The organism is Neorhizobium galegae bv. orientalis str. HAMBI 540 (assembly GCF_000731315.1).
GTDB classification, from domain to species: Bacteria; Pseudomonadota; Alphaproteobacteria; order Rhizobiales; family Rhizobiaceae; genus Neorhizobium; species Neorhizobium galegae.
In genome coordinates, this window is the sequence record NZ_HG938353.1 from 617,369 (window position 1) to 639,666 (window position 22,298).

The following is a 22,298-nucleotide window of genomic DNA, read 5'->3' on the forward strand; positions in this document are numbered from 1 at the left end:
CTTTTATGGGCCTTGCATGGAGGGTGAGGCGGCCTTTTATACGATGGCAGGACAAACCTCAACCAACCGCCTTGCATGGCTGGGACAAGCGGAGCGGGCGGCTCTCGACAAGCGGAAAACGGCGCTCTAAGGAACGCTGATGGGCAAGGAACCGGAAGACACAATCGCCAGCCGCATCAGCCGGGTGCTTGCCGATCGCATCGTGCGCGGCGAACTCGCCCCCGGTGCCCGTCTCCGCCAGGATCACATCGCCGAGGAATTCGAGACCAGCCATGTACCGGTGCGTGAGGCATTCCGCCGGCTGGAGGCGCAGGGCCTGGCAATCAGCGAGCCGCGCCGCGGCGTGCGCGTCGCCTCCTTCGATCTGGCTGAAGTCCGCGAAGTGGCGGAAATGCGCGCGGTGCTGGAAGTGCTGGCGCTCCGCCACGCCGCCCGCCACCTGACCCCCGCCATTCTCGACGCGGCGGAGGAGGCGGCGAGGCAAGGCGATGCCGCCGCCGACGTGCATGCCTGGGAAGAGGCGAACCGCCGCTTTCATCGGCTGATTCTCACCCCCTGCGGCATGAAGCGCCTGCTCGCCTCGATCGACGACCTGCATGCCGCAAGCGCCAGGTTCCTGTTTTCCGCCTGGCAGTCCGGCTGGGAAAAGCGCACCGACCACGACCATCGCGCCATCCTGGCCGCACTTCGGCAGGGCAAGATCGACGAGGCCGCCGCCATCCTGCAGAAGCACGTGCAATGGATCGGCCGCGGCCCGCAACCGGCCAAGACCGGTGCCGCGCGCGAGACTTTCGCGATCGTCGGCTGACTATTTCTCAAAATTATAGATAATTTATTCAACCGAAAAATCGGCCTTATTCGGCTATTTTGCGCAGATGATGTCAGATTTGTTTTGCGTAAGGTCGTCGGCTCGACACTGCGCCCCTTGCCTCCGTCGAAAATTCGCCTCATAAAATAGATGGGAATCAAAATTATCTATAATTTGAAGGAGAGCCTGATGTCCCTGATTAATTCCCCCCAGCCGTTTGTTTTCGATCCCTTTCGACTTGTTGGCCGGTCCCTGCCAGCCAAAGCCCTTTTCGTGCTTGCGGGCACGCTGGTGCTGGTGATCGCGTCCCGGATCGCCGTGCCGATGGTTCCGGTGCCGATCACCATGCAGACCTTCGCCGTGACCATGGTCGGTGCGCTTTACGGCTGGCGGCTCGGCGCCTTGACGGTGCTTGCGTGGCTTGGAGAAGCAGCACTTGGAGCGCCCGTGCTGGCGGGTGGGGCAGGCAGCATTGCCGCCTTCGCGGGGCCGACAGCCGGTTATCTCTTTTCCTTTCCCGTGATTGCCGCCCTTGTCGGCTGGCTTGCCGAACGCGGCTGGACCGGGCGGCGCATCCTCGCCAGCTTCTCGGCACATCTGATCGCAAACCTTCTATGCCTTGCGCTCGGCTGGGCCTGGCTTGCGGGACTGATCGGTGCTGAAAAGGCGTTTTGGGCAGGTGTTGGTCCGTTCATCCTCGGTGCGGCACTGAAATCGGGCCTGGCGGCGGCTGTCCTTGCCGCGGTCGCCTCCCGCAAGCGCGCCACGGCAGAGTGACGGTGAGGCTGCGGCCGCATCATCTTCTCTGCATGCTGACCTTTGTCGGCGAGGGCTATAGCCCAGCCTTCGTCGCCAATTATCGTCGTCTCGCCGGCCGGCTTTCCGCCGGCGAGCCGATCGAGATCGTCTCCGGCCCAGACGATATCTGCGCCCCGCTTCTCTCGGATGAAGATGCTCATTGTTTCGGTGCTTCGGTTGCCGGTCGCGATGCCGCGGCGCTGGCGGATATTGCCCGCCTGCTTGGGCGGGAGCTTCGGATCGGGGCGGTGATTGCGTCAGATCCGGCGCTGTTCGAGCAACTGCGCCGCGCCTTCTCTGCCGGCGTGACCCGCCACGCCTGCACGGGCTGCGAATGGAGCAGCCTTTGCGATCGCATTGCAGGAGAAGATTACAAAGGCGCGCTGGTCATGACGTTCAGCCCGCCGGAAACAGCGAAAGAAACTTCCGCTCCCCATCTGGCGTGAACAGCACCGCGCGGCTCTCGCTACTGCGCAGTGCCCAGCCGTTTTCGAGGAAATGGGCAAGCAGCGCCTTGCCGAGCGTGCCGGCCAGATGCGAGCGCCGCTCGCTCCAGTCGAGGCAGGATTTGCAGAGCGGCCGGCGATTGGATGTGAGCGATGCCACATCGATGCCGAGCGCGCCGAGTTCCGCGCGGCCGTCCTCGGTAACCGCCAGGTTCTCGCCATCGCTCTCGATCGCGCCGCGGGCGACGAAACTGTCGAGCATCCTGACCCCATAGTCGCCGGCGAGATGATCGTAGCAGACGCGCGCCTTGCGCAGTGCCGGGTCCTTCGGCCCCGGCCGGTGGCGCAGATGGCCCCTGCTTGCCGCAAACCCCATGATGTTTTCGAGCAGCGTGCCGGCGGCCGCGTCGGCAAGCGTGAAATAGCGATGCCGGCCCTGCTTGCGCTGGGCGAGAATACCGCCTTCCTCGAGCTTGGAGAGATGCGAACTCGCCGTCTGCACCGTCACGCCGGCGGCCTGCGCAAGCTCGGTTGCCGTCAGCGCCTGGCCGCCCATTAGGGCGGTCAGCATGTTGGCGCGGGCGGGATCGCCGAACAGCATCCCGATGCGGGCAATGTCTGGACCTTCTTTCATACTTCGACCGTAACCGAAGCATCTTCGTCTGGCAATATGGCAAAACACCTCCACAACAGAAGGAGACGAAGTCATGATCACCTGTTTCATCCGCTACGAGATCGACCCGTTCAAGAAGGACGACTTCGCCGAATATGCCCGCAACTGGGGCCAGGCGATCCCGCGCTGCGGCGCCGACCTGATCGGTTATTTCGGCCCGCATGAGGGCTCGGCAACAACGGCCTACGGTGTCTACAACATCGACAGCCTCGCCGCCTACGAGACCTACCGGTCCCGGCTGATGGCCGATCCGCTTGGCCAGGAGAATTATGCGTTTTCCAAGCGCGAACGTTTCATCCTGAAGGAGGATCGCATCTTCCTCAAGAACGTCTCCATGCCCCACGGAGCTTTGGTAAAGCCATGATCGCCGTCATCTTCGAAGTCATCCCCTATATGGGCGAGCGCCACAAATATCTCGACCTTGCCGGCGAGCTACGCTCCGAACTGGAAACCATCGACGGCTTCATCTCGATCGAGCGTTTCGAAAGTCTGACCCTGCGCGGAAAAATCCTCTCCCTGTCTTTCTGGCGGGACGAGGAGGCGGTCAAGGCATGGCGCAACCTCGAAAGCCACCGAGCCGCCCAGAAAGCCGGCCGCGGCGGCGTCTTCGCCGATTACCGCCTGCGCATCGGCCATGTCGTCAGAGATTACGGCATGTTCGAGCGCGACGAGGCGCCGAGGGACAGCCGCGAGGTGCATGCGGCGTGAACGCGCGCCCCTCGTGATCTCAAGGTTCTGCGGTCACCAGGAATATTCGCGGCCCTCGGCAAGCACGCTGTTGCACATCAGTCGACCTTCATCTCGCTGCGCTCGCCGGCCTTGATGGTGACCGGGCGATCCTCGGGTGCCTTGTCACCCTTGAACGTCAGCTTCACCACGTAGTCGCCGGCCGGCAGGGTATCCTTGTGCTCCGGCCCGAACCCATAGGAAATCTCCTTCTGATTCCCCTGGATGTCCTTTTTCGCATCGAAGACGACGATGCGGTCGGAGTCGGGGGCGGCGACCGCGAGAACGCCTGCCTGTATGTTGATCGTCACGTCCTTGCGTTCGCCTGCCTTGATGCTGAACGGAATTTCGGCGCGTGTCGAGCCCAGCCTGGCGGTGAGGATCAGGTCGCCGGCCGGCGCTTCGAGCGTGGTGCCGGTGCCGTATGTGGAGTTGAAGCTCTTGCGCGCGCCGTTGATGTCCATCGTCGGCGAGACCACTTCGAAGAAGATCTCGGAGGATTCCATCGGCGGCCCGCCCGCCACATAGGTCGCCCTGTTGACGACCATGCCGGCGCCGATGACGAGATCCGTCTCGATCTTTTCGCCGGCCTTGGCGGCGACGGTCTTCTCCACCGTGACCGCGCCGAGCGAGCCGGTGAGTTTGACGTCGCCGGCCGCGACATAGGCCTTGGTGGTGCCGTAGAACGTCGTCGCATAATCGCCGAAGGCGACATCGACGCGGGCGTTGTCATCCGCCTTCTTGTCCTGCGGCGTCCGCTTGGGCAGTACGGTCAGATGTGCCGCGTCGAAGTTGACGGCTACCTTGGTGATCACACCGGGCTTCACCTCGAAGGGAGCCAGCTTCTTGATCGAGTTGTTGAGGGTTGCCTGCGCGACGTAACTGCCGGGTTCGAGCGTCGTCGAATAGGTCCCGACATACTGGTTGTCGAGATAGTCGCCCTCCGCCTGGCCGCTTGCATCGGCCTTGTAGAACAGCCACTGCACATCGTTATTGTCCTTGCCGAGTGGCGGCCCGCCTTCGGAAAGCGTGGACGTGGCGATGACGTTGAATTGCGGAACGGCGGCAGGAGCTGGAGCAGGGGCAGGCTTTTCCACCGGCTTCGGCGCCGCCACGACGGTCTGCTTCAGCGCCTCGGCCAGTTGCTTGGCGTCGGAAGCCTGCAGGTATTTGCCGCCGGTGTTTTCCGCAAGGCAGGCCACCTGCTTGCCTTCCTCCTTGGTCAGGCCGAAGCCGACGACATGGGCGGTGAAGTCGACACCGTTCTTTTCAAGCTCGTTGGCAAGCGCGCAGGGATCGGCCTCGCAGGTCTCCAGGCCGTCGGTGACGAGGATGACGGTCGCCTTCTCCTCGGTATATTTCAGTGCCTCTGCCGCCTCGCGCACCGCCTGCGAAAGCGGCGTCTTACCCTTCGGGTTGATGCCCTTGACGAAGGCACGGATCTTGTCGGCGGTTCCCACCGCCGGCGGGATGGCGAGTTCGATATCGTCGCACGATCCCTTGTCGCGATGGCCGTAGACCATCAGTCCGAGCGCGCTGTCGGCAGGCACCGATTGCAGCACGGCGCTGAGCGTTTCGCGGGCGATCTCCATCTTCGCCTTGCCGCCGATCTGGCCCCACATCGAACCGGAAGCATCGAGCACGATGATCGATTGTTCGGCCGCCTGCGCCGGAGCCATGAACAGGCATGAGATTGCAAACATCGCCACTGCCAGAACCCGCATGGAAATCCCCCGAAAGTTTATGGGACCACGGTGTCATAGGCCCTGCGGCGCAGCAACAGGAATTGTGAATGTAAACCCAATGGGTCCTCGCGGGATTATTTTGTTTTTTACCAAGCCGCTTCAGGCTTTAGTAACCAAAATGGGTAACCATAACAGGCAGTAAAAATTCGTATCGAGTAGAGTGTAGCGAGTAGCAAATGGCAGCAGTTCTTCCGCTGGCCGACCTGAAGCGTCAGGTCCGTCCGGACACTTGGCTAAACTCCATCATCAAGGGCGATTGCGTCGCCGCTCTGGAGGCTCTGCCGGATCATTCCGTCGATGCGATCTTTGCCGATCCCCCATATAATCTCCAGCTCGGCGGCACGCTTCACCGTCCCGATCAGTCGCTGGTCGATGCCGTTGACGACGAATGGGACCAGTTCGCCTCCTTCGAAGTCTATGACGCCTTCACCCGCGCCTGGCTGCTCGCCTGCCGCCGCGTCCTCAAGCCGAATGGCACGATCTGGGTCATCGGCTCCTACCATAATATCTTTCGCGTCGGCGCGATCATGCAGGACCTGAACTTCTGGCTGCTGAACGACATCGTCTGGCGCAAGGTCAACCCGATGCCGAACTTCAAGGGCCGCCGGTTCCAGAACGCCCATGAAACGATGATCTGGGCGAGCCGCGACGCCAAGTCGAAGGGCTATACCTTCAACTACGATGCGCTGAAGGCCTCCAACGACGACGTTCAGATGCGCTCCGACTGGCTCTTCCCGATCTGCTCCGGCGGCGAACGCCTGAAGGGCGACGACGGCAAGAAGGTCCACCCGACCCAGAAGCCGGAAGCGCTGCTTGCCCGCGTGATCATGGCCTCGACCAAGCCGGGCGACATCATTCTCGATCCCTTCTTCGGCACCGGCACGACCGGCGCCGTCGCAAAACGCCTCGGCCGCAATTTTGTCGGCATCGAGCGCGAGCAGGATTATATCGATGCGGCTTCCGAGCGCATCGCCTCCGTCGAGCCGCTCGGCAAGGCGGAACTGACGGTCATGACCGGCAAGAAGGCAGAACCCCGTGTCGCCTTCAACACTCTGGTCGAAAGTGGTCTCGTCAAGCCCGGTCAGGTCCTGACCGATGCGAAGCGCCGCCACAGCGCGATCATCCGCGCCGACGGCACGCTCGCGGCAGGTGGCGAGGCTGGTTCCATTCATCGCCTCGGCGCGAAAGTGCAGGGCCTTGATGCATGCAACGGATGGACTTTCTGGCATTTCGACGATGGCAAATCCCTCAAGCCGATCGACGAACTGCGATCCGTGATCCGAAACGATATGGCGAAAATAGACTGATCCACCGGTCCCGCCACGTCGACCGAATGCCTCGTCCGGTTTCGTACCTCTAGTCCCGGACGAGGATAATTGGCGCCCGGGAAGGCTGATCCCGGGCGCCATTTCTTTTGCAGGCGCCCTCGTCGCTTCTGCCGCTCGGCCAAATTCGACTTTGCGAAATTTCAGGTATTCCCGACGTCACCTGCGCTTGATATCGTAGGTTGTATCGGGTTGAACGAATTTCCAATTTAGCGTTTTTTAGAATGTCCATGCCTGTCAATGGCGAGCTGCGCCACCGGATCGAGCGTGCGTTGGCGCGGTTCTCTCCAAGCTGGGAGGGCAGGGATGCTGCGCGCCGGGCCGTGGCGCTGAAGATGCTGATCCTTTGCGAGCTCGCCGGCGGCCGCCTGCGGGTGGTGGGTGCGCTGGGCTTGAACGACAACACCCTCGACAACTACCGCCACGGCAAGACCGAGCCGCGCCACAGCACGCTCAACATGATGGCGGAACTGGCCGACGTGCCGATCGAATATCTCGGCAACGACTGGTCGGTGGAAGAAGGCGTCATCCATTTCGCGGCGCTGGAAAACCAGCCGGCCGGATTTTCCGAGCCGAGCCCGGCCTGGGATCTCGCCGATCGTATCGTCATCCCGGCTTATGAAAACGAGGCGACCAGGCAGCCCCCTCTCGAACCGCACGACACCACATGGGCGGCCATACCGCGAGGTTTTTGGGCCAGACTTTCGGTCGAGCCGGAAAACATGCGGGTCGTATCCGCCAAGGGCGACAGCATGTCGCCGACGATCGTTGACGGCGACCCGATGTTCGTCGATACCAGCGACCGCAAATTGGAGGACGGCCGGGTCTACCTGTTCGATACCGGCGCGGAACGGATCGCCCGGCGGGTGCAGAGGCTTGCCGATGGCAGCCTCGAACTGCTGCCGGACAATCTGGAACGTTATCGCCCGCAGCACGTCCTTAAGGACGGTTTAGCGGAGCTGAAAGTCGTCGGGCGCGTCTGCGCCGCGAGCCGGATCCTTTAGGAACCGACCCCGCAACCGGAAGGCCCTATACCTCGATGCCGTGGGCGATCAGGTCCTGCCGCAGCGTCTCGGCATCCTTGAAATGCACCGCCTGCCAGCCGGCCGCACGGGCACCTTCGACATTCGCCTGGCTGTCGTCGATGAAGATCGAGGCTTCCGGCGTCAGGCCGAAGTCGCGGGCGTGCTTTTCGTAGATCGCCACGTCCGGCTTGATCAGGCCGATCTCGCCCGACACGGTGACGCCGCGCGGTCTGTTGAGAAAGGGAAAGATTTGCCTAGCCTGGACGAACGTGTCGGCGGCGAAATTGGTCAGCATCGTCACGTCGCGGCCCTTGTCGATCAGGCCTCCCATGATCGCGACCGAGCCATCATAGGCATGCGGCACCATTTCGTGCCAGTATTTGCGGAAGGCGCGGATCTGTTCCTCGCGTTCCGGGTATTGCTCGACCAGCAGCGCCTCGGCATCTTCCCACTTGCGGCCGCGGTCCTGTTCCAGGTTCCATTCATGGGTGCAGACGTTCTCAAAGAACCATCTGCGTTCCTTCCCGTCCGGAATGACGCGGGCATAGGGAAGGTTCGGATCGTAGTGGATCAGCACCTTGCCGATGTCGAAGACGATGTGGTCGATCTTGGCTGCCATGAATATGTCCTGGGAATATCAGTTCGGAGATTTTTCGAAGGCCCGTGGAATAGCCTGGGTGATGGCTTTTTTCATCACCGTCGGCAAGGCCTGGGCCTCGAGATTTGTGACCGGTTCCCACCATCCATCGGCGGTAGAGATCCTCGCCGTCTTCGCCCGGAAGACCGAGAGCCTCAGTTCGAAATGGGTGAAGACGTGGGTGACGGTGCCGAATGCTTCCCATGCGGCGGGGAAGGGCGCGTGGTCCGTCGTCGTCCCGCCATCGATGCGCGACGTCCAGGCGGTTGTCGGCACTTCGGTCATGCCGCCGAGTAACCCGCTGTCGACCCGCCGCCTGAGCAGCACTTCGCCCTCCGGCGTCACGGCGACGAAGACGGCGCCGAGCCGCACCGGCTTTTCCTTCTTCGCCGCCTTTACCGGAAACCGCTCCGGGTCGTGTTCTGCAAAGGCCAGACAGTCGTCGCAGAAGGGACAGAGCGAGCAGGCCGGCCGTTTCGGGGTGCAGATAGTCGCGCCGAGGTCCATCATCGCCTGCGCGAAGTCGCCGGGCCGCTCAGTCGGTGTCAGTTCGGCAACCCTCGCCTTCATCGCCGGTTTCGAGCCCGGAAGCGGCGCGTCGATGGCATAGAGCCGTGAAATTACCCGCTCGACATTGCCGTCCATCACGGCGGACTGGCGGTTAAAGGCGATGGCCGAGATTGCCGCTGACGTATAGTCGCCGATGCCGGGAAGTGCTCGCAGGCCTTCCTCGGTGTCCGGAAACACACCACCATGCTCGGCCGCAACCGCTTCGGCGCATTTTTTCAGGTTGCGGGCGCGGGCGTAATATCCGAGGCCCGCCCAGGCCGCCATCACGTCCTCGACCGGTGCCGCGGCAAGGTCGGTCACTTTGGGCCAGAGCGTCAGGAACTTGGCGAAATAGGGTTTCACCGCCTGCACGGTGGTCTGCTGCAGCATCACTTCCGAAAGCCAGATATGGTAGGGATCGGCTCGTTCTCCGGCCTTTGCCGCGGCCGGGCTCACCCGCCAAGGAAGCTCGCGGTGGTGCCGGTCGTACCAGGTCAGCAGCTTCTGCGCATGGGTGATGTGGATCGTCTGGAGCATCGTTTGCCGTAATGGGAAGAGATGGCGTATAGTTGTGGGAATAGTGCGCCGGCATCAAGGCCTGCCGGTGCCGCAATGGCGGGCGTCATGAGTTATCCCAAGAAACGCGAGTTGCAGATATCGGAAATCGCCAACGGCATCATCGATCCGGTGCTTGCCCGCCGCGCCGGCATATCGACGGCACTGCTCGGCTCCTGGGACGAGATCGCCGGCGAGGACTTTGCCGATTGCACGCGGCCGGAAAAGATCGCCTGGCCGCGCCGCGACGAGGGCACCGGTTCGGGCGGCGGTCATCAGGCTGGTGTTCTGACGATTGCCTGCGAAGGGGCGCGCGCTCTTTTCCTCACCCATGCCCAGGGTGAATTGATCGCCCGCATCAACGGTTTTTTCGGTTTCCCGGCCGTGCGCCAGATCCGCATCGTCCAGAAACCGGTGTCCCAGACCTTCAAGCATCCCCGCAAGCCGCCGCCTTTGAAGGGCGAGGCCGCCAGGCGGCTGGAAACCATGATGGAAGGCATCGAAAGCGAGGCGCTCAAGAAGGCGGTGGCAAGGCTCGGCACCGCCGTCCTGCAGCAGAAACGCAAGGTCTGAGAGATAAACTCGCCGATCCTCTTGATAGACCTCCGATTTGTCACAATTCTTTGAAGAGATTTGCTTATCGACAGCTTGTTCGCGCTGGGGCGCCGCGATACGGAATGTCACCTTTATTGAAGATTTCTCGCACACGGGTGTTCCATGCAGATGAACGAAATGACCATGACCAGGCGCGCGCTTCTCGGCGGAGTGGCTGTAACCGCCCTTTGCCTGGCGCTGCCGCTCGGCGCTTCCGAAGCCTTCGCGCAGGAAATGCCGGAATCCCAGGGCGACGTGGACATGGCCGCTGCATTGAAGCCGGGCCCGCTGCCGGAAATGGCGCTGGGCGACGAAAAGGCCAAGGTCACGATCATCGAATACATGTCGATGACCTGCCCGCATTGCGCCAACTTCCACAACAAGACCTTCGACACGATCAAGACCAAGTATATCGACAGCGGCAAGGCGCGTTTCATCATCCGCGAATTCCCGTTCGATCCGGTCGCAACCGCTGCTTTCATGCTTGCCCGCTGCAGCCCGCAGAACGCCGCCGAGCTTTCGACGCCGGCCCAGTATTTCCCGATGGTCTCGATGCTCTTCAAGCAGCAGCGCGGCTGGGCGTCGCCGGCGGATGGAAATGTGCGCAATGCGCTGCTCCAGACGGTCAAACTCGCAGGTTACTCACAGCAGACTTTCGAGGCCTGCTTGACGAACCAGAAGCTTCTCGATGAAGTGAATGCTGTCGTTAAGAGGGCCGCGGATGAATTTGGCGTCAATTCCACGCCGACCTTCCTGATCAACGGCAAGAAGTATTCGGGAGATATGTCGGTTGAATCCATGTCCAAGCTCATCGACAGCCTGTTGTGAGCACACCTTCCTTAAAGGGAAGGTGAGGGGCGCGGCATGAAGTTCAACAAGCTGCGCGTTCTGGGATTCAAGTCTTTCGTCGAACCGACGGAATTCATCATCGAGCGCGGGCTGACCGGTGTGGTCGGCCCGAACGGCTGCGGCAAGTCGAACCTTGTCGAGGCGCTGCGCTGGGTGATGGGGGAAAACTCCTACAAGAACATGCGCGCGTCCGGCATGGACGACGTGATCTTCTCGGGCTCCGGCAACCGGCCGGCCCGCAATACGGCCGAAGTCGGCCTCTATCTCGACAATTCCGACCGCACGGCGCCTGCTGCCTTCAACGATTCCGACGAGATCCAGGTAACCCGCCGCATCGAGCGCGAATCCGGGTCCGTCTACCGCATCAACGGCAAGGAAGCCCGCGCCAAGGATGTGCAACTGCTGTTTGCCGATGCCTCGACCGGCGCTCGCTCGCCGTCCATGGTCGGGCAGGGCCGCATCGGAGAGCTGATCCAGGCAAAACCCCAGGCACGCCGCCAGCTCCTGGAAGAAGCCGCTGGCATTTCCGGCCTGCATTCACGCCGCCACGAGGCGGAACTGCGGCTGCGGGCCGCTGAAGGGAATCTCGAACGCCTGGACGACGTGCTCTCGCAGCTCGAAAGCCAGATCGAGAGCCTCAAGCGCCAGGCCCGCCAGGCCAACCGTTTCAAGACCCTGTCGGCCGATATCCGCGCCCGCGAAGCGATGCTACTGCATATCCGCTGGGTTCAGGCCAAGGAGGCGGAAGGCGAGGCGGAAAGCGCGCTCAACCAGGTGACCAGCGTGGTCGCCGAAAAGGCGCAGGCGCAGATGGAGGCCGCCAAGAACCAGGCGATCGCCAGCCTCAAGCTGCCTGAACTGCGCGAGGAGGAGGCGAAGGCAGGTGCGGCCCTGCAGCGCCTGCAGATCGCCCGCGGCCAGCTGGAGGACGAGGCGAACCGCCTCCTGAAGCGCCGCGACGAACTGACCCGCCGGCTCGTCCAGCTGGGCGAGGATATCAGCCGCGAGGAGCGGCTTGCCGCCGACAACACGTCCTTCCTCGAAAAGCTTGGCGAGGAAGAGACCGAGCTCAACGACATGCTCGCCGATACAGGCGCCGAAGCCGAGGAGATGCGCGAGACCTTCGAGGCCGCCGCCGCGTTGCTTGCGGCGAGCGAAGCGCTGTTTTCAGCAATCACCGCCGAGCGCGCCGAGGCCGCTGCCGGCCGTCACCAGCTCGAACGGCTGATCCGCGATCTGACCGAGCGCCGCCAGCGCCTCGACCGCCAGCTTGGCGATGCGACGAACGAGCTGGACACCATCAACGAGCGTCTCTCCGGCCTCGACGACCCGGCCGAAAGGCGCGAGGCGGTCGAAGCGGCGGAAATCGCCGTCGAGGATGCAGCGATCGCTGCCGAGGATGTGGAAGCCGCACTTTCTGCCGCGCGCTCCGCCGAACTGATGGCCCGCGGCCCCGCGGAGGCTGCACGCTCGGCGCTCAATGCGCTGGAGACCGAGGCCCGTACCATTTCGAAAATGCTCGCAGCCGGTGCGACGTCGGGGGATTTCGTCGCGGTTGCCGACATGATCCGCGTCGATCGCGGTTTCGAGGCAGCCCTCGGTGCCGCACTCGGGGAGGATCTCGACAGCCCGGTCGATGTCGCGGCTCCGACCTACTGGTCGGTGAATGGCGACGGTTCCGGTGATCCCGGCCTGCCCCAGGGTGCTCAGTCGCTGATCGCCCATGTTACCGCTCCGCCGGAGCTGTCCCGTAGCCTTGGTCAGATCGGCGTCGTCGCGGCGGCGGACGCCCAGCGGATGATGCGCCTGCTGCGGCCCGGCCAGCGCCTGGTGACTCGCGAAGGTGCCGTCTATCGTTGGGACGGCCACGTTACCGGTTCCGAAGCTCCGGGTGCCGCTGCCCTGCGCCTATCCCAGAAGAACCGCCTCTCGGAACTGGAAGCCGAGATCGACGAGGCGCGCATCGTGCTCTCCGAAACCGAAGTGGCGCTCGCTGTCGCCGCCTCGGAAATTTCCGCTGCGGAACGGCGCCTTACGGATGCCCGCGACCGCGCCCGCATCGCCTCCCGCCAGCTTTCCGAAGCCCGCGATGCGCTGGCCGCTGCCGAACGTGCAGCCGGCGACCTGATGCGTCGCCGCGACGTCGCCGGCGAGGCGGTGAGCCAGGTAACTGCCCAGATCGAGGATCTCGGCGTCCAGGAAGAAAATGCCCGCATCGAACTCGAGGATGCGCCGGATATTTCCGATCTCGATAACCGGCTGCGTGATCAGCAGGCGATTGTCGCGACCGACCGCGGCCTGCTCGCCGAGGCGCGCGCCCGTTACGAGGGCCTGAGCCGCGAGACCGAGGCCCGCAAGCGGCGCCTTGCCGCGATCGCCCAGGAGCGTGCGTCCTGGACGGCTCGGGCGGCGAGCGCTGCCGATCATATCGAGAGCCTCAGAGAACGCGAGGAAGAGGCCCGCGAAGAGATTGCCGATCTCGAAGCCGCGCCCGAGGAATTCGACGACAAGCGCCGTGCGCTGCTGACCGAACTCCAGAAGGCCGAGGAGAGCCGCCGCGCGGCTGCCGATCGGCTGGCCGAGGCGGAAACCTATCAGCGCGAAGCCGACCGGATCGCGGTCGTTGCCTTGTCCGAACTCGCCGAATCGCGGGAAAAGCGCGGCCGCGCCGAGGAGCGTCTGGTGTCGGCGGCGGAAAAACGTCATGAGAGCGAGGTCCGTATCCGCGAAACGCTCAACGTCCCGCCGCACGAGGTCCTGCGGCTGGCCGGTCTGAAGCCCGACTCGACGCTGCCCGACGTCCGCGAGATCGAGCGCGAGGTCGATCGCCTGCGCATGGAGCGGGAACGGCTTGGGGCCGTCAACCTGCGCGCCGACGAAGAGCAGAAGGAGCTTTCCGACAAGCTCGACAACCTGATGCGCGAGCGCGCCGACGTGATCGACGCCATCCGCAAGCTGCGCGGCGCAATCCAGAGCCTCAACCGCGAGGGCCGCGAACGGCTGCTGGCCGCCTTCGACGTGGTCAACGAGCAGTTCCAGCGGCTTTTCACCCATCTTTTCGGCGGCGGCACGGCAGAGCTGCAGCTGATCGAATCGGACGATCCGCTCGAGGCGGGCCTCGAAATCCTCGCCCGCCCGCCCGGCAAGAAGCCGCAGACCATGACGCTCCTGTCAGGCGGCGAGCAGGCGCTGACGGCGATGGCGCTGATCTTCGCCGTCTTCCTCACCAATCCGGCGCCCATCTGCGTGCTGGACGAGGTGGATGCGCCGCTGGATGACCACAATGTGGAACGTTATTGCAATCTAATGGACGAGATGGCGGCCTCCACCGAAACTCGCTTCATCATCATTACCCACAATCCCATCACCATGGCCCGCATGAACCGTCTTTTCGGCGTGACAATGGGCGAACAGGGCGTTTCCCAGCTCGTTTCCGTCGATCTCCAGACCGCGGAACTGCTGCGCGAGGCGAGCTGAGCGGGTCCGGTTGAGGCGGGTTGCCTGTTCCGCCGCACATGATTTTTGCCATTCATTGACGAGGATCAATTTTCAACTTTATGTCTCCGGTATAAATTTACCTGCATCTACGTAGAATCACCCATATGGGGGATGTAATTTTCGGATTATTGTTGTTTTGTTGACTGTGGAATTGGAACGCGCTTGAGCGTCCATACGCTTCGCAGTCCGACTTGAAAGTTTCCCACCCCCCGTCCGGGTTTCCTGTCCCGGGCGGAAAGCTTTGCGGGGCCGCCTGTGATCCGGCCCCGCAAAGCTTTGTTCTCAAAGCCCTCCCAAGCTTATTTCGGAACCGCATCCGAACGCTTTTGTTGCGGCGCAACATAATCCTGCCCATATCCGTTTCCAAACCGTCATAAAACTTGTAGTTATGCGTAAAAGACTGCGACGGGTGGAGAGCAGCAATGTCGAAATGGGTCTATCGCTTCGGCGGCGGCGAGGCGGAGGGCCGCGCCGCGGATGTCGAGCGGCTGGGCGGCAAGGGCGCCAATCTCGCCGAGATGGCAAGCCTTGGCCTGCCCGTTCCTCCGGGACTTACCATCGTCGCCGATGCCTGCGTTTTCTATTTCAACAACAACAGAACCATTCCCGATGACCTGAAGACGCAGGTTCTCGAGGGGATAACCGTCATTGAAGGCCAGACCGGGCGCGTCTTCGGCGGCAAGGCCAAGCCTCTGCTGCTGTCGGTGCGGTCCGGTGCGCGCGCCTCCATGCCGGGCATGATGGATACCGTCCTCAACCTCGGCCTCAACGACGAGACCGTGCAGGCGCTCGGGCACGATGCCGGCGATGCGCGCTTTGCCTGGGACAGCTACCGCCGCTTCATCCAGATGTATGCCGATGTGGTCATGGGCCTCGACCATGAGATATTCGAGGAGATCCTGGAAGACGAAAAAGCCCGCCTCGGCCATGACTACGATACCGATCTTTCGGCGGTCGAGTGGCAGCATATCGTCAGCCTCTACAAGAGGATGATCGAGGACGAGCTGGACACCAGCTTTCCGCAGGATCCGCACGTGCAGCTCTGGGGCGCCATCCGCGCCGTCTTTTCGAGCTGGATGAACCCGCGCGCCGTGACCTACCGCATGCTCCACCGCATTCCGGAAGAATGGGGCACTGCCGTCAACGTCCAGACCATGGTGTTCGGCAATCTCGGCTCGTCGTCTGCGACCGGCGTCGCCTTCACCCGCAACCCCTCGACCGGCGAACGGGAGCTCTACGGCGAATTCCTGGTCAATGCCCAGGGTGAGGATGTCGTCGCCGGCATCCGCACGCCGCAATCGATCACCGAGGAAGGGCGTATCGCCTCCGGCTCCGAAAAGCCGTCGATGGAAAAGCTGATGCCGGAGGCGTTCGCCGAGTTCAGGGCGATTTGCGACCGGCTGGAAATCCACTACCGCGACATGCAGGACCTCGAATTCACCATCGAGCGCGGCAAGCTGTGGATGTTGCAGACACGCTCCGGCAAGCGCACCACCCGTGCAGCGATGAAGATCGCCGTCGACATGGTGGAGGAGGGCGTCATCACCGAGGAGGAGGCCGTGTGCCGCATCGAGCCGCCCTCGCTCGACCAGCTTCTCCATCCGACCATCGATCCGCGCGTCGAGCGCCACGTGGTCGGCTCCGGCCTGCCCGCTTCCCCGGGAGCTGCCACCGGCGAGATCGTCTTTACCGCCGAGGAGGCGGTCGAGGCGGAGCACGAAGGCCGCAAGGTCATCCTGGTGCGCATCGAAACCAGCCCGGAAGACATCCACGGCATGCACGCCGCCGAAGGCATTCTCACCACTCGCGGCGGCATGACCAGCCATGCGGCCGTCGTCGCCCGCGGCATGGGCATTCCCTGCGTCGTCGGTGCCGGATCGATGCGCGTCGACATGCGCAACGAACTGCTGATCGGCGGTGGCGGCGTGACGCTGAAGCGCGGCGACACGGTTACGATAGACGGTTCGTCCGGCCAGGTGCTGAAAGGCGCGGTGCCGATGATCCAGCCGGCGCTGTCGGGCGATTTCGGCAAGCTTATGGCCTGGGCCGACAAGACCCGCCGCATGACCGTGCGCACGAACGCCGATACGCCGCAGGACGCCCGCGCCGCCCGCTCCTTCGGGGCCGAAGGCATCGGCCTCTGCCGCACCGAGCACATGTTCTTCGAAGGCGACCGTATCCATGTGATGCGCGAGATGATCCTCGCCGAGGACGAGAAGGGCCGCCGCGCGGCGCTCGGAAAACTCCTGCCGATGCAACGCTCGGATTTCATCGAGCTGTTTTCGATCATGCACGGCCTGCCGGTGACGATCCGCCTGCTCGATCCGCCGCTGCACGAATTCCTGCCGAAGACGGAAGCAGAGATCGCCGAGGTCGCCAAGGCGATGGCGATGCCGCCAGCCTTCCTCGCCCGCCGCATCGACGCCATCCACGAGTTCAACCCGATGCTCGGCCACCGCGGCTGCCGGCTGGCGATCTCCTATCCTGAAATTGCCGAAATGCAGGCGCGCGCCATTTTCGAGGCGGCGGTCGAGGCCGGAAAGCTGACCGGCGAACCGGTCGAACTGGAAATCATGGTGCCGCTCGTCAGCCTGCGCAAGGAACTGGATTATGTGAAGGGCGTCATCGACCGCGTCGCCGAGGATGTCGCAAAGGAAACCGGCGTTCCGATCGCCTATCTCGCCGGCACCATGATCGAGCTGCCGCGCGCCGCCATCCGCGCCCATGTGATCGCCGAAACGGCCGAGTTCTTCTCCTTCGGCACCAACGATCTGACCCAGACGACCTTCGGCATGTCGCGCGACGATGCGGCCGCTTTCATCCCGACCTATCAGAGGAAGGGCATCATCGAGCACGACCCGTTCATCTCGCTCGATTTCGATGGCGTCGGCGAACTCATCCAGATGGCCGCCGAGCGCGGCCGCCGGACCCGCAACGACCTGAAGCTCGGCATCTGCGGCGAACACGGCGGCGACCCCGCCTCGATCCGATTCTGCGAGAATGCCGACCTCGACTACGTCTCCTGCTCGCCCTTCCGCGTGCCGATCGCCCGCCTTGCGGCAGCCCAGGCGGCGATCGAAAGGAGGAAGGGATGAACCAAGGGTCATCCCCTATTTCAGATGGTCCGGCCATTTTCGGGACGTGTGAAATATGGCCAGTATCTCCGCCCGTTCGCGAAGACGATAAAACGCGATATAGGGGGTGCCGGCAATGGTGAGGCGCCGTGTATCTCCATCCGAAGTCAGTCGGCCGACTTTCGGGTGCCACGCCAGCATGGAAACAGCTTCCACGATGCGGCGAACCACGTTTTCGGCAGCCTGTGGATTGTCGAGTGCGATATAGAGCCGATCTCATCGAGATCTTGCAGCGCCTCGTCCAGCCAGACGAGTTCATCCATTGGGGATGAATTTGCGGATCACCGCGCGCACCGTCTCGGCGGAAGCAAATCGTCCGTCATCAGCCGACTTTTTTCGCTCTGCCAGTTTTTTGACCTGCCACGCGTGCAGGTCGTCGGCTGCCTCCGTCGGCGCCGGCGAAATAGCATCTTCAATCGAGATTGGCTTCTGCGGTTCGCTCATGGAAGGATCATGGCAGATCGAACCGGCTTTTAAAAGCCGATTGGGGATGTTTATGTCATGCCGGCCGTCGCCGAAAAAACAAATAGGCGTTCGGAAATGCAGCCGAGGAGACCATCATGAACCAAGTCACCGTTCTCGCCGTGCCCGTCTTCAGCACGCTCTGCAACGAGGGTTTCCGCCTTCGCCGCGAAGTCTTCATCGTCGAACAGAACGTGCCCGCGGACATGGAATTCGATGCCGACGACCTGACCGCCTTCCACTTCGTGGCCGTCGTCTCGGGTGAGGTCTGCGGCACGCTGCGGGCCATCTATGCGGAAGATTATGTCAAGATCGGCCGGGTCGCGGTCACCAGCCCGTGGCGCGGCAAGGGTGTCGCCAGCGCCATGATCCGCGCCGCCATGGAAGCGCATGGGCAAGCCCGCGGCAACCGCTTTCATCTGGCGGCCCAGAGCGACAAGATCTCCATGTACGAACGTTTCGGTTTCAAGGCCTATGGCGAAGAATTCTTCGACGTCGGCATTCCCCACTACGACATGAAGAATTTCTGAAGTCCGCCGTTTTCCGTTTCTGCCCATGGGGGTTTAGGACGACGACCTTCCCGTGTTAGCTTATCCGCCGGGAGCGACAGGGAGGAAACATGCCGCGCTTGGACCACGTCAATATTCATACGCGCGACGCCGACGCGATGGTCGCGTTCCTGGGCAAGGTGCTCGGAGCCGAGGAAGGCTACCGGCCGCCCTTTTCCGACCCCGGCCGCTGGCTTTATCTCGACGGCCATCCTTTCATTCATCTGAGCATCGTCACCCGTGGCGAAGATTTTCCGCCCGGCATGTTCAACCACGTGGCTTTCGGCTTTTACGATCACGACGCCGCCATCGAGCGGATCACGGCGACAGGTTACCGCTTCGAACACGACGCCATACCCGATACCGATATCGGCCAGATCTTCGTCTATGGCCCGGAAGGCCTGAAGATCGAGCTGCAATACCGCCGGTGATCGAATGGGCATTTCGCGTTCGAGGCCGGATATCCCTGCGGGCTGATCGAGGAGACCTGGCGCGCCGGGGAAAGCTGGGTTGGAGGAGTGCGCCGTTCTATAGCACCGCCCTTATGCCGGCGTTCAGCGCCGCTCCACGATCACCCGGCGTTCGACAACCATCGGCCGCCACATCATCGCATCGGCGCGGGACTGCATCGAGCGCCCTTCGGCGCGGCGGTCGAGTTCGATGTCGAGCATGCAGCGCGCCATTGCATCCGTGCCGCGCTTGAAGCCGTAGCTGGCGCACGTGGTCTCATCCGCCGCACGGCGTTCCTCCGGCGTCATGGTCTGGCAGCCGGCCAGCAGGACGCCCAGCGGGGCGATAAGCGAGGTGATGAGGAGAAGGCTGTGAGGGCGCATGAAATGAACTCCTTTTCATTCGGCCGGGCTGCAACCTTGGGATTCCATTCCGGGCGAAGCTGTTTTACACATGAGCGAGCGCTTTTGCCATGGAGCCTTTGCCGATCCCATGCCCGTCCGTTTTGTCCGGCCCGTTTCCCATTCGGCCTATACGGCCCGCAGGCTGGCCTTCTCGGCTCTGGCGCTGTTCGTGATCGCCGCGCTGGCACATCGTTTCGGTCCCCTGGCGACCCCGGATTTTCTGGCGCTGCTCTTTCTTTCCGCAGCAATCGCCGCCGTTTCCGTGCCTCTGTCGCTGATCGGCCTGATGCGGCTCTGGCAGGTCGGCGCGAGCGGCGGTGTTGCGGCGACGAAAGGGCTGATCTATGCGGCGGTTCCGCTCGCCGTGGTGGCGACCGGCGCCTTCTATTATTTCACCCTGCCGCCGCTCTACGACATTTCCACCGATATTGCCGACCCGCCGCCATGGGTCGCTGAGCCGAAAGCCAGCCAGAAATGGCTGCCGCGCGCGACGGTGATCACGCCTGCCGATCGGCGGGTCCAGTTCGCCGCCTATCCCGGCCTTACAGGCAGGCGTTACGAGGGCGCGCTCGACCGCGTCTACCAGGGTGTGCAGAAGGCGGTGCTTTCCGCCCGCATCGCGATCACGAAGAAGGAAGGCGTCGAGTTGATCGCGCCGGATATCTCCCAGCGCCCCGCGCCGCAGGACGAACAGGCGCCGGTGCCGGACGTGGCGCCGATCCCGCTGCCGCGCCCGGAACCCTCGCTCGCACCGGTTTTCGTCAATTCCGGCGACGTCCTGCTGCAGGGCGAGGCCCGCACCCTGATCCTTGGCCTGCGTTTCGACCTCGTCATCCGGCTAAGGGAAGAGGCCGAGACGACCTCGGTCGATATCCGAGTCGCCTCGCGCTACGGCCCACACGATCTGGGAATGAGCCAGGCGATCGCCGAGGATTTTCTCGACCGGCTCGATACCGAACTTCTGGGGATCGCCGGGAACTAAAGCATGTCGCGCAAAACTGTGTAGCGGTTTTGGATAACGACATGCGGAGAAACTAAAGACTTGAAGCAGGGCATGCGAATCCGAAGGATTGCGGCACGCTTCAAGCCGGCCAGTAAGCACCCGTGAGCGACGGTGGACCCTCGGTCAGCACGCGGCCTTTCTCGACCAGGTCTTCCAGATGCGCAAGCACGGAAAGGGCCGCCGCTCCATGCAGGCGCGGATCGGTGCTGGCATAGATCACCTTGACCATGTCGGGGATCAGCCTATCGCCGGCCTTGATGCGCTCCAGCACGGCGCGTTCGCGCATACGCCGATGGGTGCGAAGCCCCCGCAGGAACGAGCCCGGTTCCTTCACCGGTCCGCCATGGCCCGGAAAGAAGATCCGGTCCTCCCGCGGCAGCAGTTTTTCGATCGAGGCCATGAAATCCGCCATGGATCCATCCGGCGGCGCGACGATCGTCGTCGCCCAGGCCATGACGTGATCGGCGGAAAACAGCACGCCGGTTCCCTCCAATGCGAAAGCGGAATGGTTGGCTGTGTGACCCGGTGTATGCACGGCCGACAGCGCCCAACCGTCGCCCTCGATCACCTGGCCGTCGGCAGCTATGATATCGGGCACGAAGCCGGTGTCGGCGCTTTCGGCGAACGGGTTGACTTCGCCCGCATGTAGCGGCCGCGAGGCCCGGTGCGGGCCTTCGGCAACGGTCGGCGCCCCGGTCTCCTGGCTCAGCCGACGGGCAAGCGGCGAGTGGTCGCGGTGCGTGTGGCTGATGAAGATATGGGTGACCTCGCGGCCCTTCAGCGCTGCCATCAACGCTTCGAAATGCGCCTCGTTTTCCGGGCCCGGATCGATGACCGCCACCGACGAGCCGCCGACGATATAGCTATTGGTGCCGTGAAAGGTGAAGGGCGAGGGATTGTTGACGGTCAGCCGCTGCACGCCTTCGGCCACCTTGACCGGCACGCCGTAGGAAGGAGTGAATTCCATATCGAAGGTAACGTCTTCCGCCATGCCGGGCCTCCGCGCCTGATGCGATATCGATGATGGCCACTGCGGCATTGCCGGTTTTGCGCCAGGTCTCGGATCGCATCGATTGCGCTGTTCAAAGCGCTGGAGAGGTCTAGCACCGCTTTTGCTGCGGCGCATTCAAAAATAGCCACCGGCCGTCACCCCGTTGGGCGACGGCCGATGGCTTTCATGATGTGGATCCGCTGTCGCGGGCTCGCTCGCCTCAGCTGGCGGCCAGCAGTTCCGTGCAGTAGCTCGGGCCGTTGGCGCCCGGACGATCGGAAATGATGGTGATGTCGCGGATCACGTAGCTGGAGGAGACGGTGATCTTCGCCGTGCAGCTGACGCTGGCGCTGCGGCCGCCCTGCTGCTTGATGCGATTATAGCCGCCACGCCAGGTATAAACGGTCGTGGAACCGTCGCTGGTGTCGCTGATCGGCGGGCTGAACTTTGCGAAGAACTCGCCGGCCGAGTGGCCCACCCAGCGGGTCTCGATCGGATTGCTGGCAACGCTGACGGTGGTGCAGGCCGAAAGGGCGAGCGCGAAAAGGGCGGTCGATGCGAGGACGCGGCGGCTCATGATCGTGAAAAATCCTTCATGTCTTCTGTTGTGCCCGGGAGGCAAGGCTTTTGAGGCTTTTTGAGGCAAGTCTTTCGAGACTGCACGTAACAGATTTTTGTCAGGCTTCGCGAGGCGATGAACGCCCCTCGACATCAAATTTCTCCTGCGCCGCTTTTTTGCAACGCCTTGGTTTTCCGCCTTTCCGGAGCGAGGGCATGAGCGATCGCGAAGCTGTCGCATATTTTTCATGAGCGGCGCTTGTGCAATGAAAAATGCTGGTCTATAGAGGCGCCGCTGGTCACGGAGTGTAGCGCAGTCTGGTAGCGCACCACGTTCGGGACGTGGGGGTCGAGTGTTCGAATCACTCCACTCCGACCAGCTTGATTTTGCTCGCTTTTTCCCGAATTTCTGTGAGCGTTTTTCGGCCCTAAATTGGCGGACCCGACAGAAATCCCGACAGTTATTTTTTGAAGCTGTTGGGATGCTGTTTCTCGCGATCCACCTAATGTCTACCGATCT

23 protein-coding genes and 1 tRNA gene are annotated in these 22,298 nt (G+C 62.8%); 15 read left to right on the forward strand and 9 right to left on the reverse strand.

Annotated features, from left to right (window positions below; translation table 11 throughout):
• The first annotated feature begins 139 nt into the window (after positions 1-139).
• The 3 genes from RG540_RS02955 (at position 140) to RG540_RS02965 (ending at position 2,052) form a co-directional block, all read left to right on the forward strand.
• Complete coding sequence (locus RG540_RS02955; RefSeq protein ID WP_038540709.1) at positions 140-808, forward strand: GntR family transcriptional regulator; 669 nt, start codon at positions 140-142, stop codon at positions 806-808.
• Between the two features lie 189 nt (positions 809-997).
• Complete coding sequence (locus RG540_RS02960; protein ID WP_038592957.1) at positions 998-1,585, forward strand: biotin transporter BioY; 588 nt, start codon at positions 998-1,000, stop codon at positions 1,583-1,585.
• Positions 1,582-2,052 carry a DUF1284 domain-containing protein gene (locus RG540_RS02965; protein WP_244446613.1) on the forward strand — a complete coding sequence of 157 codons (471 nt, stop codon included), beginning with the start codon at positions 1,582-1,584 and terminating at the stop codon, positions 2,050-2,052. Before RG540_RS02960 ends, RG540_RS02965 begins: the two co-directional genes overlap by 4 nt.
• Here the strand turns inward: RG540_RS02965 and RG540_RS02970 are convergent.
• The gene (locus RG540_RS02970; protein WP_038584341.1) at positions 2,003-2,686 is read right to left on the reverse strand and encodes an ArsR/SmtB family transcription factor; all 684 of its coding nucleotides are present in this window, start codon (positions 2,684-2,686) and stop codon (positions 2,003-2,005) included. The genes RG540_RS02965 and RG540_RS02970 overlap by 50 nt on opposite strands.
• Positions 2,687-2,759: 73 nt before the next feature.
• On the opposite strand from RG540_RS02970, the gene RG540_RS02975 reads away from it, so the two are divergent.
• Entirely contained in the window at positions 2,760-3,089 is a 330-nt protein-coding gene (locus RG540_RS02975; RefSeq protein WP_038584343.1) for an NIPSNAP family protein, read from the forward strand.
• Positions 3,086-3,433, forward strand: coding sequence for an antibiotic biosynthesis monooxygenase family protein (locus tag RG540_RS02980; RefSeq protein WP_038584345.1), 348 nt, complete (start codon positions 3,086-3,088; stop codon positions 3,431-3,433). Before RG540_RS02975 ends, RG540_RS02980 begins: the two co-directional genes overlap by 4 nt.
• Before the next feature lie 77 nt (positions 3,434-3,510).
• Here the strand turns inward: RG540_RS02980 and RG540_RS02985 are convergent, their stop codons facing one another.
• The gene (locus RG540_RS02985; RefSeq protein WP_038584346.1) at positions 3,511-5,175 is read right to left on the reverse strand and encodes a vWA domain-containing protein; all 1,665 of its coding nucleotides are present in this window, start codon (positions 5,173-5,175) and stop codon (positions 3,511-3,513) included.
• A 197-nt stretch (positions 5,176-5,372) separates the two neighbouring features.
• Here RG540_RS02985 and RG540_RS02990 point away from each other — a divergent pair, with 197 nt between their 5' ends.
• Positions 5,373-6,503 carry a site-specific DNA-methyltransferase gene (locus tag RG540_RS02990; RefSeq protein ID WP_038584349.1) on the forward strand — a complete coding sequence of 377 codons (1,131 nt, stop codon included), beginning with the start codon at positions 5,373-5,375 and terminating at the stop codon, positions 6,501-6,503.
• A 242-nt stretch (positions 6,504-6,745) separates the two neighbouring features.
• A complete protein-coding gene (locus RG540_RS31040; protein WP_051909227.1) occupies positions 6,746-7,525 on the forward strand; it encodes a S24 family peptidase in 780 nt (259 codons plus the stop codon).
• Between the two features lie 25 nt (positions 7,526-7,550).
• Here the strand turns inward: RG540_RS31040 and RG540_RS03000 are convergent, their stop codons facing one another.
• Together RG540_RS03000 and mutY are read right to left on the reverse strand one after the other, a co-directional pair.
• Complete coding sequence (locus RG540_RS03000) at positions 7,551-8,165, reverse strand: HAD family hydrolase (RefSeq protein ID WP_038584351.1); 615 nt, start codon at positions 8,163-8,165, stop codon at positions 7,551-7,553.
• 18 nt (positions 8,166-8,183) lie between these two features.
• Positions 8,184-9,269 carry an A/G-specific adenine glycosylase gene (gene mutY / locus RG540_RS03005; RefSeq protein WP_038584354.1) on the reverse strand — a complete coding sequence of 362 codons (1,086 nt, stop codon included), beginning with the start codon at positions 9,267-9,269 and terminating at the stop codon, positions 8,184-8,186.
• A gap of 87 nt (positions 9,270-9,356) precedes the next feature.
• On the opposite strand from mutY, the gene RG540_RS03010 reads away from it, so the two are divergent.
• The 4 genes from RG540_RS03010 to ppdK all read left to right on the forward strand — a co-directional run bounded on the left by RG540_RS03010 (position 9,357) and on the right by ppdK (position 17,323).
• The gene (locus RG540_RS03010) at positions 9,357-9,860 is read left to right on the forward strand and encodes a DUF721 domain-containing protein (RefSeq protein ID WP_038548869.1); all 504 of its coding nucleotides are present in this window, start codon (positions 9,357-9,359) and stop codon (positions 9,858-9,860) included.
• Between the two features lie 144 nt (positions 9,861-10,004).
• Positions 10,005-10,709, forward strand: coding sequence for a DsbA family protein (locus RG540_RS03015; RefSeq protein WP_038584356.1), 705 nt, complete (start codon positions 10,005-10,007; stop codon positions 10,707-10,709).
• Between the two features lie 36 nt (positions 10,710-10,745).
• The gene (locus RG540_RS03020) at positions 10,746-14,207 is read left to right on the forward strand and encodes a chromosome segregation SMC family protein (RefSeq protein ID WP_038584359.1); all 3,462 of its coding nucleotides are present in this window, start codon (positions 10,746-10,748) and stop codon (positions 14,205-14,207) included.
• Positions 14,208-14,650: 443 nt separating this feature from the next.
• Positions 14,651-17,323: a pyruvate, phosphate dikinase gene (ppdK, locus tag RG540_RS03025; RefSeq protein ID WP_038584362.1), complete on the forward strand. Its 2,673-nt coding sequence runs from the start codon at positions 14,651-14,653 to the stop codon at positions 17,321-17,323.
• Between the two features lie 15 nt (positions 17,324-17,338).
• Here ppdK and RG540_RS33095 read toward each other — a convergent pair whose 3' ends face one another.
• Positions 17,339-17,533, reverse strand: coding sequence for a type II toxin-antitoxin system RelE/ParE family toxin (locus RG540_RS33095; protein WP_322789613.1), 195 nt, complete (start codon positions 17,531-17,533; stop codon positions 17,339-17,341).
• An 84-nt stretch (positions 17,534-17,617) separates the two neighbouring features.
• On the reverse strand, positions 17,618-17,806 hold the full coding sequence (locus RG540_RS03030; protein WP_038584365.1) for a hypothetical protein: 189 nt from the start codon (positions 17,804-17,806) through the stop codon (positions 17,618-17,620).
• 116 nt (positions 17,807-17,922) lie between these two features.
• Between RG540_RS03030 and RG540_RS03035 the strand changes: the two genes are divergently transcribed.
• Both RG540_RS03035 and RG540_RS03040 read left to right on the forward strand, forming a co-directional pair.
• Complete coding sequence (locus RG540_RS03035; protein WP_038584368.1) at positions 17,923-18,354, forward strand: GNAT family N-acetyltransferase; 432 nt, start codon at positions 17,923-17,925, stop codon at positions 18,352-18,354.
• A gap of 89 nt (positions 18,355-18,443) precedes the next feature.
• Entirely contained in the window at positions 18,444-18,803 is a 360-nt protein-coding gene (locus RG540_RS03040) for a VOC family protein (RefSeq protein ID WP_038584371.1), read from the forward strand.
• A 123-nt stretch (positions 18,804-18,926) separates the two neighbouring features.
• Here the strand turns inward: RG540_RS03040 and RG540_RS03045 are convergent, their stop codons facing one another.
• Entirely contained in the window at positions 18,927-19,205 is a 279-nt protein-coding gene (locus RG540_RS03045) for a hypothetical protein (protein ID WP_038584373.1), read from the reverse strand.
• Between the two features lie 109 nt (positions 19,206-19,314).
• On the opposite strand from RG540_RS03045, the gene RG540_RS03050 reads away from it, so the two are divergent.
• Complete coding sequence (locus tag RG540_RS03050) at positions 19,315-20,208, forward strand: DUF1499 domain-containing protein (protein ID WP_038592966.1); 894 nt, start codon at positions 19,315-19,317, stop codon at positions 20,206-20,208.
• A gap of 100 nt (positions 20,209-20,308) precedes the next feature.
• Here RG540_RS03050 and RG540_RS03055 read toward each other — a convergent pair whose 3' ends face one another.
• Both RG540_RS03055 and RG540_RS03060 read right to left on the reverse strand, forming a co-directional pair.
• Positions 20,309-21,220, reverse strand: coding sequence for an MBL fold metallo-hydrolase (locus tag RG540_RS03055; RefSeq protein WP_038584375.1), 912 nt, complete (start codon positions 21,218-21,220; stop codon positions 20,309-20,311).
• Between the two features lie 220 nt (positions 21,221-21,440).
• Positions 21,441-21,797 (reverse strand): hypothetical protein, encoded by a 357-nt coding sequence (locus RG540_RS03060; protein WP_038584378.1) that lies wholly within the window; start codon positions 21,795-21,797, stop codon positions 21,441-21,443.
• 283 nt (positions 21,798-22,080) lie between these two features.
• Between RG540_RS03060 and RG540_RS03065 the strand changes: the two genes are divergently transcribed.
• Positions 22,081-22,157, forward strand: a tRNA-Pro gene (locus RG540_RS03065).
• Positions 22,158-22,298 lie beyond the last annotated feature (141 nt).